Origin of the sequence: Enterococcus sp. 125944 (assembly GCF_051909435.1) — a bacterium.
Taxonomy (GTDB): Bacteria; Bacillota; Bacilli; order Lactobacillales; family Enterococcaceae; genus Enterococcus_D; species Enterococcus_D gallinarum.
On record NZ_JBQASY010000015.1, the window covers coordinates 16,245 to 35,635 of the forward strand.

The 19,391-nt window shown below is 39.7% G+C and carries 17 protein-coding genes and 1 tRNA gene; 8 read left to right on the top strand and 10 right to left on the bottom strand.

Translation table 11 applies throughout. The features are described from left to right. Positions 1–70: 70 nt before the first annotated feature. Positions 71–1,966 carry an asparagine synthase (glutamine-hydrolyzing) gene (gene asnB, locus ACTFWY_RS12555; RefSeq protein WP_439927048.1) on the bottom strand — a complete coding sequence of 632 codons (1,896 nt, stop codon included), beginning with the start codon at positions 1,964–1,966 and terminating at the stop codon, positions 71–73. Between the two features lie 367 nt (positions 1,967–2,333). On the opposite strand from asnB, the gene ACTFWY_RS12560 reads away from it, so the two are divergent. After that, positions 2,334–2,483 carry a hypothetical protein gene (locus ACTFWY_RS12560; protein ID WP_003127849.1) on the top strand — a complete coding sequence of 50 codons (150 nt, stop codon included), beginning with the start codon at positions 2,334–2,336 and terminating at the stop codon, positions 2,481–2,483. Between the two features lie 95 nt (positions 2,484–2,578). Here ACTFWY_RS12560 and ACTFWY_RS12565 read toward each other — a convergent pair whose 3' ends face one another. The 3 genes from ACTFWY_RS12565 to ACTFWY_RS12575 all read right to left on the bottom strand — a co-directional run bounded on the left by ACTFWY_RS12565 (position 2,579) and on the right by ACTFWY_RS12575 (position 3,733). Further along, entirely contained in the window at positions 2,579–2,740 is a 162-nt protein-coding gene (locus ACTFWY_RS12565; protein WP_003127848.1) for a hypothetical protein, read from the bottom strand. 256 nt (positions 2,741–2,996) lie between these two features. After that, a tRNA-Ser gene (locus tag ACTFWY_RS12570) sits at positions 2,997–3,084 on the bottom strand. 82 nt (positions 3,085–3,166) lie between these two features. Beyond that, entirely contained in the window at positions 3,167–3,733 is a 567-nt protein-coding gene (locus ACTFWY_RS12575) for a TetR/AcrR family transcriptional regulator (RefSeq protein WP_005472096.1), read from the bottom strand. 283 nt (positions 3,734–4,016) lie between these two features. Between ACTFWY_RS12575 and ACTFWY_RS12580 the strand changes: the two genes are divergently transcribed. The 4 genes from ACTFWY_RS12580 to ACTFWY_RS12595 all read left to right on the top strand — a co-directional run bounded on the left by ACTFWY_RS12580 (position 4,017) and on the right by ACTFWY_RS12595 (position 8,023). Next, positions 4,017–4,775, top strand: coding sequence for a threonine/serine exporter family protein (locus ACTFWY_RS12580; RefSeq protein WP_103301305.1), 759 nt, complete (start codon positions 4,017–4,019; stop codon positions 4,773–4,775). Then, positions 4,772–5,245 (top strand): threonine/serine exporter family protein, encoded by a 474-nt coding sequence (locus ACTFWY_RS12585; RefSeq protein ID WP_003127845.1) that lies wholly within the window; start codon positions 4,772–4,774, stop codon positions 5,243–5,245. Before ACTFWY_RS12580 ends, ACTFWY_RS12585 begins: the two co-directional genes overlap by 4 nt. Before the next feature lie 249 nt (positions 5,246–5,494). Continuing rightward, positions 5,495–6,094 (top strand): TVP38/TMEM64 family protein, encoded by a 600-nt coding sequence (locus ACTFWY_RS12590; protein WP_003127844.1) that lies wholly within the window; start codon positions 5,495–5,497, stop codon positions 6,092–6,094. A gap of 126 nt (positions 6,095–6,220) precedes the next feature. After that, on the top strand, positions 6,221–8,023 hold the full coding sequence (locus ACTFWY_RS12595; protein ID WP_096710918.1) for a glycerophosphoryl diester phosphodiesterase membrane domain-containing protein: 1,803 nt from the start codon (positions 6,221–6,223) through the stop codon (positions 8,021–8,023). Between the two features lie 118 nt (positions 8,024–8,141). Here the strand turns inward: ACTFWY_RS12595 and ACTFWY_RS12600 are convergent, their stop codons facing one another. The 3 genes from ACTFWY_RS12600 to gdhA form a co-directional block, all read right to left on the bottom strand. Continuing rightward, on the bottom strand, positions 8,142–8,348 hold the full coding sequence (locus ACTFWY_RS12600; RefSeq protein ID WP_060815276.1) for a hypothetical protein: 207 nt from the start codon (positions 8,346–8,348) through the stop codon (positions 8,142–8,144). A 441-nt stretch (positions 8,349–8,789) separates the two neighbouring features. After that, positions 8,790–10,136 carry a glucose-6-phosphate isomerase gene (locus tag ACTFWY_RS12605; protein WP_005472008.1) on the bottom strand — a complete coding sequence of 449 codons (1,347 nt, stop codon included), beginning with the start codon at positions 10,134–10,136 and terminating at the stop codon, positions 8,790–8,792. Between the two features lie 105 nt (positions 10,137–10,241). Beyond that, positions 10,242–11,591 (bottom strand): NADP-specific glutamate dehydrogenase, encoded by a 1,350-nt coding sequence (gdhA, locus tag ACTFWY_RS12610; RefSeq protein ID WP_005472006.1) that lies wholly within the window; start codon positions 11,589–11,591, stop codon positions 10,242–10,244. Positions 11,592–11,753: 162 nt separating this feature from the next. Here gdhA and ACTFWY_RS12615 point away from each other — a divergent pair, with 162 nt between their 5' ends. Next, positions 11,754–13,025 (top strand): NAD(P)/FAD-dependent oxidoreductase, encoded by a 1,272-nt coding sequence (locus tag ACTFWY_RS12615; RefSeq protein WP_081131285.1) that lies wholly within the window; start codon positions 11,754–11,756, stop codon positions 13,023–13,025. A gap of 213 nt (positions 13,026–13,238) precedes the next feature. Beyond that, entirely contained in the window at positions 13,239–14,276 is a 1,038-nt protein-coding gene (locus ACTFWY_RS12620; protein WP_003127836.1) for a tagatose 1,6-diphosphate aldolase, read from the top strand. A gap of 83 nt (positions 14,277–14,359) precedes the next feature. Here the strand turns inward: ACTFWY_RS12620 and ybaK are convergent, their stop codons facing one another. The 3 genes from ybaK to ACTFWY_RS12635 form a co-directional block, all read right to left on the bottom strand. Further along, a complete protein-coding gene (gene ybaK, locus ACTFWY_RS12625) occupies positions 14,360–14,851 on the bottom strand; it encodes a Cys-tRNA(Pro) deacylase (protein ID WP_103301301.1) in 492 nt (163 codons plus the stop codon). A 129-nt stretch (positions 14,852–14,980) separates the two neighbouring features. Further along, a complete protein-coding gene (gene aroD / locus ACTFWY_RS12630) occupies positions 14,981–15,742 on the bottom strand; it encodes a type I 3-dehydroquinate dehydratase (protein WP_060815281.1) in 762 nt (253 codons plus the stop codon). Between the two features lie 5 nt (positions 15,743–15,747). Beyond that, positions 15,748–16,917, bottom strand: a complete 1,170-nt coding sequence (locus tag ACTFWY_RS12635) for a class I SAM-dependent rRNA methyltransferase (protein WP_439927041.1) — start codon at positions 16,915–16,917, stop codon at positions 15,748–15,750. Positions 16,918–17,156: 239 nt separating this feature from the next. Between ACTFWY_RS12635 and ACTFWY_RS12640 the strand changes: the two genes are divergently transcribed. Further along, the gene (locus tag ACTFWY_RS12640) at positions 17,157–19,238 is read left to right on the top strand and encodes an LTA synthase family protein (protein ID WP_081131302.1); all 2,082 of its coding nucleotides are present in this window, start codon (positions 17,157–17,159) and stop codon (positions 19,236–19,238) included. Positions 19,239–19,391 lie beyond the last annotated feature (153 nt).

Sequence of the window (19,391 nt, forward strand, 5' to 3'; positions counted from 1 at the left end):
TTCGATGTCTCTCCTCTCCAAAGTCTGTATGAAAATGGACTTTAGAGGGACTACATCTGTCCTCGTGTTTTTAAATTGTTTCGTAAATGATTGTTTCTGCCTTAGGAATTTTTTCATCAATGAAGAATACTTTATACCAGGTCAAGAAAGTGTAGATCGTCCAGATTTTCCGTTGAAGTCCTTGTTTACCGGCGCGATGATCAGCCAATAATTGCAAAATCTTTTCTTGGTCAAAGAATTTTGCAGCAAAATCCTCTGTAAATAGTTCTTTGACGGTTTTGTAACCAGTCCCTTCTTTCAGCCATGCCCGAATAGGGACCGGAAAACCTAATTTTTCCCGATTGGCCCATTCTGTTGGGAGGTGACGATTTGCTGCTTGACGAAAGACATCTTTCGTATTGTACTGATTGATCAAATATTTTGTCGGAATCGTCTGTGCTACTTTCATGACTTCAATATCAAGTAATGGCACCCGTAATTCCAAAGAACTAGCCATTGACATCTTATCTGCTTTTAATAAGATGTCTTTGGGCATCCATTGATGAACATCCAAATACTGCATTTTGTTGACTTCTTCATCAAGATCTTTGACTTTTTCATAGTATGGTGCGACGATTTCCGCCACTGATGGACCACTAGTATAGTCTGGATGCAATATCTCAGTGGCTTCTTGCTCTTCAAAGACCAGTGCTTGCCCGATAAAGAAATCTTTTGCAGGTGCGGTGGCTTCATAGAGATGAATTCGTCCATGGAAGTTTCTCATATTACCAATTGTCCGGCCTAATTTGAATCGAATATTCTTAGGTAATTTTTTCAATCCTTGAGCAAATACACGAATCATCTTGGAGTTCGTATGCCAACCATAAGCAGCATAGCCGGCAAATAATTCATCTGCGCCTTCACCAGATTGTACAACACGAACATGTTGCGAGGCGAGATTAGCTAAAAAGTAGAGCGGGACACAACTCGGATTGGAGTCGGGCTCATCCAAATGATACTGGATCAGTGGAAAAGCGTTGAAGGACATCTCGCCATCAATCACCGCTGCTGTATTGTTCAATCCCAGCATCTTGGTCAATTTTCTAGCTTCAATTGCTTCATTATAGGTCTTGTCATCGAATCCAATTGAGAAAGAATGATCTGGACGCAGAACAGCGGCAACATAACTTGAGTCGACACCGCTTGATAAAAATGACCCTACTTCTACATCACTGATTTTGTGTGCAGCAATCGATTCTTGAACGGTATCATCGATTTTTTGGACCCAATCTTCTTTGCTATAGTTTTCTTTATGACTGTAGTCTGCATCCCAATATTCATGAATGTCCATGACGCCATTTTTATAAGTAAAATAGTGACCTTCTTGTAAGCGATAAACGCCTTTAAAGAATGTTTCGCCATTTAGTGGCGAATATTGAAAAGTCAAATAGGGTTTTAAGGCATCCTTATTCAATTCTTTTTCAAAATCTGGATGTGGTAAAAAACTCTTGATTTCTGAACCAAACATGAATGTACCATTCATTTCCGCGTAATAATAAGGTTTGATTCCGAAATGATCTCTTGCCCCAAAGAGTTCTTGCTTTTCGCGATCCCAAATGGCAAAAGCAAACATGCCGCGAACTCTTTGCAATAAATCAGTTCCCCACTCTTCATACCCATGAAGAAGAACCTCAGTATCTGCATGAGTCGTAAAGACATGTCCAGCTTGGATCAATTCTTCTCTTAAAGATTGAAAGTTATAGATTTCACCATTAAAAATGATTACTTTCGTTCCATCTTCATTATAAATAGGCTGCGTACCGCCTTCTAAGTCAATAATCGATAAACGCCGAAAGCCAAGAGCAACTTGGTCATCAATGAATTTTCCAGAACTATTAGGACCGCGATGAATGATTCGATCCATCATCTGTTCAATGATTTCGGCTTTTTGGTCTTTAGTATTAACGAAACCTACAATTCCGCACATATTTTCACATCCATTTTCATTTTCCTTTTTCATTTTCCCTGAAACAAATCTTATCTTACCATAAATTGAGTAAAATTAAATTTAAAAAAAATATAATAAATTAAATATTTAACCCAACAAAAAGAGTTTTTCAAGCAAAACCGCTTCATACCGCTTTTTACTCAGACACTAGAGGAGCTTCCTTACAAATTTGTTATTTGATTTTTTTAGATAACTTCTGTTCTCCTTAATAAATTTTTAGTAAACTTCCTCTACCATTCAGTTATTATTGGACAGACGCCAAGCAACGTGTTATTCTGATCATGGAATTTCGTTATCAACTTAACCGTTGCCTTTCGTTACGAATAACACTGAAAGGAGAATGACTATGACATTCTATAACACAGAACTACAATATCGAGTTACTCTAGATACAAAACTGAACCTTTTTATCGTTTTTGATAAAAAAGATGCTAACCGTTTTGCAACTGGTGTGACGATCGAACAAGCTGTACAAGAATTGACTAAAACTGCATAAGGAGTTCATCCAAATGAAGGATACCGATTCGTACTGAAAGCACCTCGCTAAGACTAATAGCAGGTGCTTTCTTGTTTTGTTATGAAATTAAACAGCTACTCCAACTGCTTTTCCTCTTCTGGCTCTTTCTTTTGTCCACTCTGCTGTTCATCCAACTGCATGATCTCATCTACTGATTCATCCTTCAAAAAAACGGATAGTCCCTTAACAGCTAATTTCGTTTGGCGCATGACATAATCTTTTTCAAACTCAGCCATTTTATCACCTTCTGCTTTCTTGTTCTCTTTCTTCTAGTTTAATCGATTTCGTTCAAAAAAAGAAGCAATGGCATGACATTATCAAAACTCGTTTCCTAAGCTCTCACTGCTGCCTAAATCAACTCATTAATTAAATTTTATGAGTCGTGTACGATGCTTTTCTCATACCTCGGGCCCCTCCTCCCCATGTCTTTACTTACAAAACAAAAAAAGCCTATCACCAAGGATAGGCCAAACGCTTCAAAGCGTTAATGTAAGGAGAGTACAGGATTTGAACCTGCGCGCCGGGATGAACCGGGTCGGCGGATTTCGAGTCCGCTGCATTACCACTCTGCCAACTCTCCATAACGTTTATTTTCTACTTTTTTCAGAAAAAGTCAAGAAAAAATCTGCAATCCATCCGAAAAAATGGTTGCAGATTCGTTATTATTGAAAGATAAAAATGTCTGTTCTATCTAAAATCCCAGTGATCGTTTCCTCGATCACCTTAATGATTTGTTCCTCCGTTGGCGTAATGATTCCAGCTGACATCAATGAAGCAATGCCGGTAACAACGATCCAAGCACCATTGTGCAAGGCTGTAATCGCTTCTTCCGATAGATCCGCATACTTTGGTTCGGACTTGATCAATTTTTTGAAATAATCAGACGAAAAATCGTGCATCAATTTCCCTCCGCCATAGTCATCTACGAAAAGAGCAATATACAAGTTGTGTTTTTCTTGTGCGAAGTGAATGTAGTTTAATCCTAAATCAATGACTTTATCACCAGTCCGTTCAACAGGAAATACGTTTTCTGAAAGATCTTTGAAGACCGCTTCAACTAAAGTGTTTTTCAAATCCTGCATGTTTTCAAATTCCAAATAAATCGGTTGTGTTGAAATCCCCATTTGCTTTGCTATATTTCGGGCGGTAAAGTTGCCAAATCCTTCTTTATTGATCAACTCATACGCGGCCTTCAAAATATGTTCTCTTGTATAGACCTTTCTTCGCATCAATAAATCCCCCTTTTCCTTTATCTAATTGTAACCGAGATTTTCCAAATTGAAAAACAATATACTCATTTCGTTATCTTATAACTGTCTGAATTGTTCTACAATTATATCCACACCGCTATTTGTGAAGTTTTTTACCAATTTAAATAAAATGGTTGCTTTCAAAAAATAAGATATTTTCTTTATTATTAGTTATTTAACTCACCGGATACTTCTCTTGTTGAATTGGAATGAAAAAGGTAAACTAAAGGAGGATTACTTTTCAAGATAGAGAGGCGTTAAAATGCAAGAAACAAATGAGTTATTGTTAGAAACTTGCCTCTTGGCAGGAAAAATCATGATGGAGAATGGTTCCGAAGTTTATCGAGTCGAAGATACCATGAATCGTATCGCTGCTAACGCTGGCGAAGCCAATAGTATCAGTTATGTGACCGCTACAGGCATCTTTATGGGATTACGAAGCAGTCACTACGCTCAAGTTGAAAATGTTCATGATCGTGTGATCAATTTGGAGAAAATAGTGGCCGTCAATCGGCTTTCCCGGTCGTTCGCAGAAAAACAGATCACATTACCGCAGTTGTATGCATCTCTTAAAGAGATCAATCAAGTCACACCAAGCTTTCCTCTCTGGTTACAAGTATTGAGTGCTGGAGTGGTCAGCAGTACATTAATGATTATTTTTGGCGGCAATTGGTCTGATTTCATTGTTACTTTTTTCATTGGCAGCATCGGGTTCATTACAGGTCTCTGGGTGAAAAAAGCGATTGATATCCGCTTTTTGGATATGTTCGTCGCCTCTTTAGTGATTGGCTGCTTAGCGATCCTATCTGTTCGCGGGGGTTTGGCGGGAAATGTTGACAACCTGATCATTGGTGCCGTGATGCCGTTAGTTCCTGGAGTGGCCATCACAAATTCATTTCGTGATATTCTAGCTGGCCATCTGATCAGTGGAACTGCGCGAGGAACTGAAGCTATCTTTACTGCAGCCGCAATCGGCGTAGGAATCGCTACAGTCTTCACCTTGTTTGGAGGGTTATCATGACCATTTTGATTCATGTCTGTTTTAGTTTTTTAAGTACCGTCACCTTTGGCATATTAACAAATATACCTAAACGTGCATTGATTGCAACCGGGATCGCTGGAACTGTTGGATGGATGATTTATTGGCAGCTGCATGAAATGGGTCATGGCATTGGTAGTGCCAATTTTTATGCTGCCTTTGCGGTTGGCTGTGTCAGCATCTTTTTTTCACGACGCAAGAAAATGCCCATGATCATCTTCAATATTCCTAGTTTAGTTCCCTTGGTCCCCGGTGGTCCGGCTTATAAAGCTGTTCGTGAATTTGCCTTGGGAGATAACCTTTTGGGATTAGAGAACCTCATGATTGTTTTGATCACTGCAGGAGCAATCGCGGGCGGGTTTATGATGACGAGTGTCGTTGAAAAGACCATCGCAAGTTGGCAAAACAAACGAAGAGCACGACTTGATAAAGAGGAGACAACTAGGAAATAAATATAAAAAATGAAAGCAATAACTAGAGATGAAAACAACTTGCCTATCGATCACTCGTGATAATTTGTACATGAATTGCTAAATTTTTCTTATTTCAGACTTTAGTACAATGCCTTCTTGCTATTCTTCTTTTATAATAAGGGTATCAAATCTTACAAATTTGTTTGACGAATGTCATTTATTTTGCTGGATTTTTCTAATTACACCACGTATAGTGGAATTAGAAACGAATAAAGGAGATGAAAGTCTGTGAGTATCGCCACTTCTCGTCGTATCATTAATACGATATCAATTATAGGATTAGGGCTATCTATTGCCTTAACGATTTACTTCATTAATCTAGGTGTCTTTAAAGATATTAATGCACTGCGTGGTTTGGTAGGCAACTCTGTTATTTTGGGACCAATCATCTTCATGCTGCTACAAATTTTACAAGTTGTAATTCCGATCATTCCTGGTGGGATATCCAGTGCGGCTGGCGTCTTGATTTTTGGACCATATCTTGGATTTGTCTACAATTATGTTGGCATTAGTATTGGTTCAGTGATCATCTTCTTGCTTGGCAGAAGATATGGTAAACCATTTATCCTCAGTATGATCAGTGATAAAACATATGATAAATATATTGGCTGGTTGGATAACCAAAGTCGATTTGAAAAACTCTTTGCACTTGCTATCTTTTTACCGGTAGCCCCGGATGATGCCTTGTGTTTGATGGCTGGACTAACGAATATTTCAGTCAAGAAATTCACTTTGATCATTTTATTGGCAAAACCATTATCGATTTTCTTATATAGTATGGCATTGATTTATGGCGGTACGTTTTTAACAGGGCTATTAGGCGGCTAAGTGCCGGGCTTAATAGTAAAAATAAATACAGGAAATTCCCGAACTATAGATGGTGGTCATTCCTTTCATTACAGGAATCAAACACGATAGTTCGGTTTTTTATAGTCTAGAGTTAGGATGAACAACATGAAATATCTAAAAAATAGTTTGATCAACACTTGGGATTTTCTAAAGGCAAGCGATGCTTATTTTCGAGATGTTCTGCTAATGCATGGTTTCTTGCTTTTTTTGGTTATCCCACTGCTTTCTTCTTCAACAAAATTTATCCTGCGTCGTGGGGGATTAGCCTATTTATCTTTCGACAATATAGGTAGTATTTTTACAGAGCATCCAATGGTTCTATTCTCGCTCTCTCTAATCTTGTTGTTGATTTTATTAGCAGTTTTTTTTGAGTTTACATTCCTGCTGCTGAGCGTCTATTTCATCAAGAAAAAGCAGCCGGTCCGATTGCGACAGCTGTTGCGAATGACATTTTTACAAATTCGCAAATTACGCCCCATGACCTTTTTGTTTTTCTTGTTTTATTTCTTTTTGATTTTGCCAATTGGCGGGCTAAGTTTTAACTCAGATTTGCTCTCTAAAGTGAAAATCCCTGCTTTTATCATGGATTTCATCTTTACGAATCGTGTATTGATTATCGGAGCCGTGGTTCTTGGCTACTTACTTTTGATTTATCTAGGGATTCGTGTGATTTTTGCTTTACCAGAAATGATCTTACGTGACCTTCCTTTTCGACAGGCCATTCGAGAAAGTTTGCAGACAACGAAACGCCGTTTCTTTGCGATTGTTGGCCAATTTGTCTTTATTGGCGGCGCGATCTTATTCATTTCAACAGTAGGATTTACTTTTTTGATTATCCTGCAAGCGATCATTGAAGAACTTTTCGCTGACTATGCGCTGTATTCAGCAGTCTTCATTATGACGCTCCTTCAACTCGTTTTGTTGTTGAATATCATTTTGTCTACCGTTGCCATCTTCTATATCATTGTTGATTTTATGGACGATGAAGGTTTCTTACCTGAGATACCACAATGGTTCAGTGAAGAACCATTGCCAGCAAGAAATTTTCAACGACTAAAAGCCTCTTTGATTACTGTAGTAGCCGTCTTCTTCGGCGTAGGAGTAAGTTTATACAACATGAATTATCTGACCTCTGCCGCTAATACTCGACCATTGACGATCTCGCATCGCGGCGTCAGCAATGGTCAAGGCGTTCAAAATTCATTAGAAGCACTGCGCTTCACTAGTGAGAACTACCATCCTGATTACGTTGAAATGGATGTTCAACAAACTAGCGATGGTCATTTCATTGTTTATCACGATTTTTCATTTAAAGCGTTGACTGGCTTCAATCAGAAACCGGAGCAATCAACTTTGGCACAAGCACAAAAATTAACCGTCTCTGAAAATGGACAAACGGCTCCGATTGCTACATTTGATGACTATTTATCCTTAGCGAATTCGTTGAATCAGAAATTGCTAGTAGAAATCAAGACACAACGAAAAGATACGACAACATTAGTCCATTCATTCCTTGAACGCTACCGTGAAAATCTAGCCGAACATGAACATATTCTACAAAGCTTGACCTATAATGTAGTGGAAGAATTGAAACAAGAGGCTCCGGAACTAACTGCTGGGTATATCATGCCCTTCAACATCGTTGGCCCTCCATTAACAAGTGCTGATTTTTTAACGATGGAATATAGTACGATCAACCGCAACTTTGTTTCATCTGCCAAAACGGATCATAAAGATGTCTTTGTCTGGACTCCAAATGATGATGCCGAGATCAGTCGGATGCAGTTCTACGGTGTGGACGGCATCATTACCGATCGGATGGATATTTTGAACCAAACCCTCAGTGAGTCCACCGATGAAATGACTTACTCAGATAAGCTACTGAACTTTGTGATCGGCGTCGGCTAATTCACGCCAGCTAAAAAGACTGGACTCTAGTCAATAAAGATGAATCAGTGCCTACAAGCTGACTTTTCAGCATGCTGGCATAATACATTTTTATTAGCGAGTTCCAGTCTTGTTTTTATTAAGCCACAGCCACTGCGGTAATCTTATCAAATTTTACCAACATCCGCTGATTGCACTCCAATACAATGGATTGATCCTCCATCTCATAATCGGTCACTTTCACAAGAGCCGTATGCTCATACAGCTTCTCAATTACGCCGACTAGCGATTTTTTTGCCCCAACAGGTTGACACACATAGGCATTTCCAATTTCAACATCTAGCATCTTACCACCTCAGAACTTCTTTTCTAAAAATATAATAACAAAAATACCGATTTATGCAAGCGCTTTTATAATAAATTTGGCACCTCTTATTTCCGCAGACAAGATGACAAAATCGTTCGCTTCTTATGACTGGTGTGTTCGTGCATCTTCCAGAAAGTCCTAGTAACATAAAGGAAAGGAGATGAACAGAATGCCAGTAATCCAAACATGTATTTTTGGTCTCTTGACAGTCGCATTATTGATTGGTTTAAAGGAAAATCGTTGATGACTCCTTGATTGGTTAACTGTTCCTAAAGACCACAAATCAATGTCCTATTGTGACGGTCATTTTATGGTTAAATGAATAAGCGTCCTTATTCTGAACCATCCGCTTATGTAAATGAAAAACCAGCCCTCAGAAGAATGATCGGAGGACTGGTTCTTTTTAGTTAGAACGATAAATTATAGACGTTCGTTCAATTCTTTTGCAAGCTCTTCGAAGCCTGGTTTGCCAAGCAATGCGAACATGTTTTTCTTATAAGCTTCCACGCCAGGTTGGTCAAATGGATTCACACCATTCAAGTAACCAGAAATACCTACAGCGATTTCGAAGAAATACATTGTATAACCTAATGTGTAGGCATCCATCGTTGGGATCTTAACCAATAAGTTTGGTACATCGCCATCTGTGTGAGCCAATAACGTTCCTTCGAAGGCTTTGGTATTTACAAAATCAACTTCTTTTCCTTGTAAGTAGCCAAGTCCATCAAGGTCAGCTTCTTGCGTAGGAATTGTGATTGATTTACGTGGTTTTTCAACTTTAACAACAGTTTCAAAGATGTTGCGGCGGCCTTCTTGGATATATTGACCCAATGAATGCAAATCAGTTGAGAAGTTAGCACTTGAAGGGTAAATTCCCTTTTGGTCTTTTCCTTCTGATTCTCCAAATAATTGTTTCCACCATTCAGAGAAGTATTGCATTCCTGGTTCATAATTGATCAGCAATTCGGTTACTTTTCCTTTGCGGTAAAGGATGTTACGCATTGCTGCATATTGATACGCTTCATTTTTTTCAAGGTCATCACTGGCATATGCTTCACTAGCGTCTGCTGCACCTTGCATCAAAGCATCGATATCCGCACCGCTAGCAGCGATTGGCAATAGACCTACAGCTGTCAAGACAGAGAAACGTCCGCCAACATCATCAGGAATTACGAATGTTTCCCAATTTTCAGCATCTGCTTCAACTTTAACGGCACCTTTTGCTTTATCTGTCGTTGCATAGATACGTTTGTTTGCTTCTTCTTTGCCATATTTTTCGATCAAGCGTTCTTTGAAGACACGGAATGCGATCGCAGGTTCTGTCGTCGTTCCTGACTTAGAAATGACATTGACAGAGAAATCACGATCACCGATGATTTCGATCAAATCAGCTAAATAAGTCGAAGAAATTGAGTTTCCGGCAAAAAAGATTTGTGGTGCTTTCCGTTCATCTGATGAAAGCAAGTTATAGAATGAATGGTTTAAGAAATCAATCGCAGCTTTTGCCCCTAAATAAGAACCACCGATACCGATAACAACTAATACTTCTGAGTCCGATTGGATTTTTTCTGCTGCTTTTTTGATTCGTGCAAATTCTTCTTTATCATAATTTTTAGGCAAGTCGATCCAGCCTAAAAAGTCGTTACCTGCACCAGTACCTTCACGTAAGAGTTTATCTGCTGCTGTAACTTGACTTTGCATGTAGCTTAATTCGTATTCATTCACGAATGGTGCTACTTTTGAATAGTCAAATTTGATGTGTGACATGATTTGTCCTCCTTGAAAAAAATTAGTTTTTCATACAAGTACTACTTTACGTTTTTTTTGAACTTTTTTCAAGTAATTCCTTATTATATCGCCTATCTGGCAGAGTTAGACAAGTCCTTGAGAAAACATTGCTTTAGCAACTTTTTCAAATCCAGCCACATTTGCTCCTAGCATGAAATTATTTTTTTGATCAAATTCTTCTGCAGTGTCACGGCAAGCATCATAAATATTCTTCATGATCTCATCCAATTTTTGATCGACTTCTGCCTGCTCCCACTGCAAACGTTGTGAGTTTTGACTCATTTCTAAAGCAGAAACCGCTACGCCACCCGCATTAGCCGCTTTCCCAGGACAATAGTAGATTCCTTGCGCAATAAAATATTCTGCCGCTTCAAGAGAGCTTGGCATATTGGCACCTTCAGAAACAATCCGGACACCATTCGCTTTTGCCCGTTTGGCTTGTTCTAGATTGATTTCATTTTGAGTCGCACAAGGGAAGGCTAATTCCGCTTGAACATCGAAGTCCCAGACAGAAGCGCCTTCATGGTACTCTGCTGAGGGGCGTGCGTTGGCATATGCTGTCAAACGTTCCCGTTTCACTTCTTTGATTTCTTTCAATAATGCCAGATCGATACCTTCTTTGTCATAAATGAAGCCAGAAGAATCAGAGCAAGTGATGGCTTTTGCGCCCAACTCATGCAATTTTTCAATCGCATAAATGGCTACATTGCCGCTTCCAGATACAATTGCCTGTTTCCCTTGGAAGTTTTCCTTTAAATCTTTCAACAGATGCTTAACAAAATAGACTGCCCCGTAACCGGTAGCTTCCGTCCGATTTTTACTTCCCCAAAAGTCCAATGGTTTTCCTGTAAGGACACCAGCATCATATTGTTTCAGACGTTTGTAAGCCCCAAAGAGATAGCCAATTTCACGGCCACCAACACCAATGTCCCCCGCAGGCACATCTAAGTCAGGGCCGATATGTTTTGCTAATTCCGTCATGAAACTTTGACAAAAACGCATGACTTCTCCATCTGATTTCCCTTTTGGATCAAAGTCACTTCCGCCTTTGCCGCCACCAATCGGTAATCCAGTCAAACTGTTCTTGAAAATCTGCTCAAAAGCCAAAAATTTCAAGATACTTAAGTTGACGCTGGGATGAAAACGCAGGCCGCCTTTGTAAGGCCCTAATGCAGAATTAAATTGGATCCGATAACCGCGGTTGACTTGCCAATTGCCTTGGTCATCTTGCCATGGCACACGAAATTGAATAAATCGCTCTGGTTCTGTTAATAAATCAACCAAATTCGATTCAATGTATTCTGGATGTTTTTCTAAGAAAGGAATGATTGTTGGTAAAAATTCATCTATCGCTTGTAAAAATTCCGTTTGGTTCTGATCTTTTTCGTGCAGTTTCTCTTGGATCGCTTTTACATACTCTGAAGCATTTGTCATCAGGCATTACCTCCTTTAGTTAAATTCTATTTTATAGAAAATTTCAGAAATTGCATCTATTTTTTACGAAATTGTCAGAATTTTTTTTCGATTCATTGAACAAACAGCTTTCTCCCCGCTTGTTCCTGCAATATGGTACAATCCACAAAGAGGTGAAGGAAGATGAAGAAATCCTATGATGTGATCGTGATTGGTGCTGGGACCAGTGGCATGATGGCCGCTATTTCAGCAGCCGAAAACGGTGCAGACGTATTACTTATAGAAAAAAATAAAAAAGTTGGCAAAAAATTGCTTATGACCGGCGGCGGTCGTTGTAACGTGACCAATCATCGCTCTGTCGATGATTTGATCGCCCATATTCCCGGCAACGGAAAATTTTTATATAGTACATTCTCGCAATTCAATAATTTCGATGTGATGACCTTTTTTGAATCCCATGGTGTCCCTCTGAAAGAAGAAGATCACGGACGGATGTTTCCTGTCACAGACAAATCGAAAACGATCGTTGAAGGCTTATTACAGGCGCTCCATGAGAAACAAGTCACTTTATTGACCAATACAGGCGTCACTAAATTACTTCATGATGGGACTCAGATCCAAGGCGTTCGAACAGAATTCGAAGAATTTACTGCGCCCTGTGTGATCCTGACGACTGGTGGTCGAACTTACCCTTCGACTGGAGCAACTGGAGACGGCTACAAAATGGCCAAAAAAGTAGGGCATACCATCACACCGCTTTATCCTACCGAGTCTCCCCTCATATCAGAGGAGACATTTATCAAAGAACGCACACTGCAAGGGATCTCTTTACAAGATATTGCTTTATCTGTTTTGGATTCTACAGGAAAAACCGTTGTCTCTCATACCATGGATCTCTTGTTCACGCATTTCGGGCTTTCGGGTCCAGCTGCACTGCGCTGTTCTTCTTTTGTCAATCAAGAATTGAAAAGTCATACACCTGTCACAGTGATGCTGGATTGTTTTCCAGAAAAAACAGCGAATGAATTGGTGAATGAGCTAACAGTGGCAGCCCATTCGAAGAAAAAATTAGTCAATGCACTGAGCGGCATCTTGCCGGAACGTCTGCTAGAGTTCTTTATCCATCGACTGGCACTTTCTGATCTGGTGGCTGAGCAAACAACTGAAGACCAGCTACAGGCTTTAGCAGCTATCATGAAAGGCTTTTCTGTCACAATTTCTAAAACATTTCCGCTGGAAAAATCTTTTGTGACGGGTGGAGGGATTCATTTAAAAGAAGTGAATCCCAAGACAATGGAAAGTAAGTGCATCAATGGCCTTTATTTCGGCGGCGAATTACTCGATATCAACGGTTATACCGGTGGATTCAATATCACTGCTGCCTTTTGTACTGGTCATGTCGCCGGCAAGCATGCGGCAGAAATGGCGAGCTATTTCCACTATTCACAAGGGTAGCCTTTATTCTCTTAACGATCTGACACAATGAAATACAAGAAATTTCGAATCTTTCGCAGACTTGCATCTGAGTAAAGTTGCTGTCACATCCCATTGCTAGCGGGGTAGTGACAAAGCTTCGTTTTTTTGTTTGCATTTCTAGAAATTGCTTATTAGTTGGCGATTTTTGTGAGAAGGCGTAGACTGAAAGAGAACTTAAAGGAGGCTGGACAAATGAAACGTATTTCAAGAGGCAAATTTGAAAAAATGCAGAAACTTTCAAATGAAGATGGGGTGATTGCGGCATTGGCCATTGATCAGCGAGGATCAATGAAAAAAATGATGAAAGCTGCCACAGGGCCCGATAATTTCAAAATGGAACAAATTTATGACTTCAAACGGTTGGTTTCACAAGAATTGACAAAGTATGTCAGCAGCATTTTATTGGATGAAGAATATGGATTTCAAGGCATCGAAGCGAAAAATCCTAATGCTGGTTTGATTCTGTCTTATGAAAAAACCGGTTATGATGTCAATACTCCAGGACGATTGCCGGAGCTGTTGCCAAATGAATCTCTGCAACGTCTAGTCCAAAAAGGAGCTGACGCAGCTAAAGTGCTGGTTTATTACAATCCTGATGAACCGCAAGAGATTCTTGATACGAAACATGCTTTTCTAGAACGTTTAGGTACGGAAGCACAAGCAGCCGATATCCCAATTTTTGTCGAACCAATCGTCTATGACGATGAAATCACCGACGATAAATCACCGGCTTTCGCTAAAATCAAACCTGGAAAAGTCATTCGTACGATTCAAGAATTGACCAAAGACAAATACCATATCGATATTTTAAAAGTTGAAGTACCCGTACAATTTGATTTGGTTGAAGGGTTTCAAAAAGAAGGCTTAGAAGCTGTGTATACCCAAGAAGAAGCTGCCAACTACTTTAGAGAAGCTAGCGATGCCGCTACTCGTCCTTTCATTTACTTAAGTGCAGGGGTTCCCGCAAACATCTTCCGAGAAGAGTTACGCTTTGCCGGCGAACATGGGGCAAAGTTCTCTGGTATTCTTGGCGGACGTGCAACTTGGCGAGACAGCGTGGAAATCTATGGAAAACAAGGGGAAAAAGCACTGCTTGATTGGTTAGATACGCAAGGCCGGGAAAATGTCGAAGAACTGAATGCTATTCTAAAAGAATATGCTACACCATGGTATGAATTTTATGGTGGATTAGATAACATTGAAGTCTTTGATATTTCCGTTATGGAATAATTGTCCATAGAACAAACAACAGAGCCGCTGCATTGAAGTAGGATACTTCAATGCAGCGGCTCTGTTGTTTTGTCTGTTCCTGTTTAATCAACTTCAGAAATAGCAGTCAGCGAGACAAACTGTCCGCGGACTAATTTGCTCAAATCTGTTGGAGACAGTCCGATTTGTAAACCACGCTTTCCTGCTGAGATGATGATTTCTTCCAAATGTTGCGCACTTTCATCAATATAGGTTGGAAAGAGCTTCTTCATGCCGATCGGTGAACATCCACCGCGAATATACCCTGTGGTCTCTTCTAGGTCTCGTAAGTGCAACATTTCTACTTTTTTGTTGCCGCTGGCTTTAGCAATTTTCTTCAAATCTAATTCGTGATCTCCAGGGATGACTGCGACGATGGGACCCGTTTTATTGCCAACTGCTACCAGCGTTTTATAGATGGCTTCTGGATGAGCGATTTGCTGAGCAACAGACCCTGCATCCAAATGATCTTCTGACCATTCGTACGTATATTCCTGATAGGAGAATTTCTTTTGTTCTACCATCCGAATCGCATTTGTTTTTTTTACTTTTGCCATGACGCATTCCTCATTTATCCAAACTTCTGGTTCTTTCTTTACGACTTCAATTTTAAGAGTCTCATTTAAGACTGCTCGAAACTATAGGACTAGTCTGCCCCATTTTTTTCTGTTTATGTTCCCGATTGTTTAATTTTTCATTGTTTCGATTGAAAACTCAGCTAAATAATCTTTCATCCGCTCCACTGGAATCTGACCAGGGGCAGAAGCTTGATCCAGCGCAGCAAAAGTCATGACTGAATCGATCAGACTACCACTGACGCGGCTGATTTTGCCTAGATTTCCCATTGACATGACTGCTAAAGGTAATTGATTGAATCCCCGCGCTTTATTGATAATGCCCATCAAACGCAAAACGTCCTGCACATTGTGAGGCATCATTGCTAGTTTTCCGATATCAGCGCCAAATTGATTCATAATCCCGATTTTTAAGATCAACACAGCATCTTCTGGTGTTTTGTCGAAATCGTGACTACTTAACACCAATTTCACTTGATGTTCTTTGATTTTCTGAATAAAGTTTCTGCCTAAAAACTCAGCTTTTTCCAGTTCTACATCAATCATATCGATCAATCCAGATTCTGCAACGCCTAGACATAAATGTTTATATTGTGTCAAAGTGAAAGGGATTTGTCCCCCTTCTTCGATGGTTCGAAACGTAAACAGAAAAACTTTTGATTTTAGAGTGGTCCGAACGTGAGAAAGTACATCCAGAACGTCGGATAAACTATCGACTTTTTTATAATAATCAGCCCGCCACTCAATGATCTCTGCATCCGAAGTTTCTGCGGCTAGGGCTTGCTTGATAATCTCCTCATTAGTTGTTCCGGTCAGCGGCACACAAATGCGCGGGTGCTTGCCATCCAACTCGATCGACTTTACTTGAACCATCCGTCTCACTCCTTTTTGATTTGGTAAAAGAATACTTTTAAGTAATTCCCTTCTAAAAAGTTAGGATCAACTGCAAAATCACTTGGTAGTCGATATTCTTGTATACATTGATATGTGACTTGTGCCTGATCCATTGCTTCTTCGATTATTTGTTGAAACTTCTTTTGGGAAAGGTTGGCAGCATTCGTTGAAGCAATCAACAAGCCTTCCTCGTTCATAATCGCCAAACTATCCGTAACCAGTTCACCATAATTTTTTGCAACAGAAAAGACTTTTTTCTTGTTGCGGGCAAAACTAGGCGGATCTAAAATGATCATATCAAAGGTCAGCTCTTTTTTCTTAGCATACTTAAAATAGCCAAAAACATCCATCACATGAATCTTCTGTTTTTCTGGATCAAAGCCATTGATTGCAAACTGCTCTTTGGTCTTCTCCAAACTGCGCTTGGCAAGATCAACACTCGTTGTCTTTGTCGCACCGCCCATCGCAGCCGCAACAGAAAAAGCACCGGTATAACTAAACATATTGAGCACTGTCATGCCTGCTGACAGCCCTTCGGCGAGTTGTCCGCGTACTTCCTTTTGATCAAGGAAAATCCCGGTCATCAGTCCCTCATTAAGATAGGTAGCATAGTGAACGCCATTTTCTTTCACAATCAGCGGTTCGGGCGCCTCCTCTCCATAGACGGCTGCTGATTCTGGCAGATCAGAGTCAAAGCGGATTTTTTCAACCGCTCCTTTGACTTCTGGAAAAACTTGTTGGAACGCTTGGATCAATAGAGATTTATTTTGGTACAATGTTTCGTTATACCAAGAAAATACGGCAAATTCTCGATAGAGATCAATCGTTAATCCACCTAAGCGGTCACCTTCTCCATTAACGATACGAAAAGCATCTGTTTCTTCGCTGGCATAGTAAGCACTTCTTTTGGCTTTGGCTTTTGCAAAAGCTGCTTCAAAAAAGTCCTTGTTGATCGGATGATCTTCAAAAGCCAATACCCAGCCGATGCCTTTATTCTGTTTCCCTAAATAGCCGGTTCCGACAATTTTCCCTTGCGAATCGACAAAAGAGACCCAATCCTGTGTATCTTTGACTTGCAGGAGATCATCTTCTTGGATCAATGGGTTTTTTTTATGGAATTTTTTGATTCCTTTTTTGCTTAAATTCATTTTCATCGTTTATCTGCTCCATTCATTCTATTGATAAGTATAGCAAAAACCTGTTTCTTTGTCTGTAATCTTGAAAGTAAAGAAATACTTAATTCCGCACCACGACAGGGAATTCGATTGACACTGTTTCGATGGACTAGTAGAATATAGGATGATGTAAATTCGAATCTTATTCGTTTAAGCTGGAAAGAGAGAGGAAGATTCCTTTGAAAAAAAATAGAGTATCCACTTTTGTGAATACAAGAATGGGCTTTTTTTTCATATTGGCCCTATTATTTTGGTTAAAAAATATCTTTGCTTATTTGGTGGACTTCCACCTTGGGATTGAAAGCACTGTGCAATACTTCATCTTATTTATCAATCCAATCGCAACAACTTTATTTTTACTTTCGATCGCACTGTATGTGAGACGAACAAAAGCAGCCTATATCACCATGATCGCCATCTATTTCTTGATGACACTGCTACTGTTCTCAAATGTCAGTTATTATCGAGAGTTCACGGATTTCATTACCATCAATACGATGCTTGGTGCCGGAAAAGTTGCTAGTGGTCTGGGAGAAAGTGCGATTCGTCTTTTCAGACCTTACGATTTATTGTACTTCGTGGACTTCGTCATTTTGATTGCCGCTCTCGTTATGAAGAAAATCAAAATGGATCAGCGTCCCGTTAAAGCTCGGATGGCTTTTGCCATTTCAACATTAGCAGTAATGATCTTCTCAGGAAATTTGTTCTTAGCCGAAGCAGATCGTCCAGAATTATTGACTAGAACTTTTTCTCGTGATTACTTGGTCAAATATTTAGGGATCAATGCATTTACTGTTTATGATGGTGTGCAGACGTATCAAGCTTCTCAAGTTCGAGCAGAAGCTAGTCCCAATGATATGAACGAAGTCGAAAGTTATGTCAAGCAGCATTATGCAGAACCTAATGACGACATGTTCGGGATCGCTAAAGGAAAAAATGTCATTTATGTCCATTTAGAAAGTACACAACAATTTCTGATCGATTATAAATTAAAAGATGAGAATGGCGTAGAACATGAAGTGATGCCATTCATTAATAGTTTGTATCATAGTAAAAGCACATTTAGCTTTGATAATTTCTTCCATCAAGTCAAAGCTGGAAAAACCAGTGACGCGGAAACACTTTTTGAGAATTCACTCTTTGGTTTGAATCAAGGGGCTCTCTTCACGCAACTTGGCGGGAAGAATACCTTTGAAGCAGCACCAGATATTTTAGGACAAACACAAGGCTACACATCAGCCGTTTTTCATGGAAACACTGGTACCTTCTGGAACCGAAACGAGACTTATAAACGCTTTGGCTATGATTACTTCTTTGATGCTTCTTACTATGATGTCAACGAAGATAACTCATTCCAATATGGGTTGCATGACAAACCATTTTTTGAACAATCAGCGCAATACTTGGAACGGTTGCAACAACCATTTTACGCCAAATTTATCGCTGTCTCTAATCACTACCCATACTCTGAATTTACCAATGATGAAGGTGGCTTCCCGTTAGCAACAACTTCTGATGAAACGATCAACGGGTACTTTGCTACTGCCAACTACTTGGATCGAGCAGTTGAAGAATTCTTCAACTACTTGAAAGAATCTGGTCTGTATGATAATTCTGTGATCGTCTTATACGGTGACCACTACGGTATTTCAAATTCGCGAAACAAAAACTTAGCAGAATTGCTTGGTAAAGACAGCGCTAGCTGGTCTAATTTTGATAATGCAGCCTTACAGCGTGTCCCTTACATGATCCATATTCCTGGACAATCGAAGGGCGGAATCAATCATACGTACGGTGGTCAAGTGGATGCTTTACCAACCTTACTTCATCTGTTAGGTGTGGATACTTCGAAATATATCCAATTAGGACAAGATTTGTTCTCGAAACAAAACGAACAGCTCGTTGCATTTAGAGACGGTGACTTTGTTACACCAGAGTATACTTATTACGGAGGCGTCCTTTACAGTAACAGTACTGGCATGGCGATCCCAAGTCCTTCAGCAAGCTTACAAAAGCAAGTAGATGAATGGAAAGCCAAAGTCGATAAGCAACTGTCGGTCTCTGATCAAATCAATAATGGAGATCTGTTGCGCTTCTATGCGAAAAGCGGATTGAAAGAAGTCGATCCAGATAACTATGATTACAAAAATGCCTTACAAAAATTGAGCGCCAAAGAAAAAGAACTCGGTGCCGATTCAACGAGTGTCTTCTCAAAAAATGGTGAGAAATCGACCGTCGATTTGTATCATACGAAGACCTATAAAGAATACGAAGAAATGGTCAAAGAGACCGATAAATAAGCTTCAATCAAAAGTACCGCTAGCGTTTGATCGCTCGCGGTACTTTTTTGCACAAAAAATCAAGAAGTCTCCGCTGACTTTCTTTTTTTTGTACAAGAACTTCATACTTTATTCAAACTCCCCTTTTATACTAGATAGTAGAATGAGGTGAAT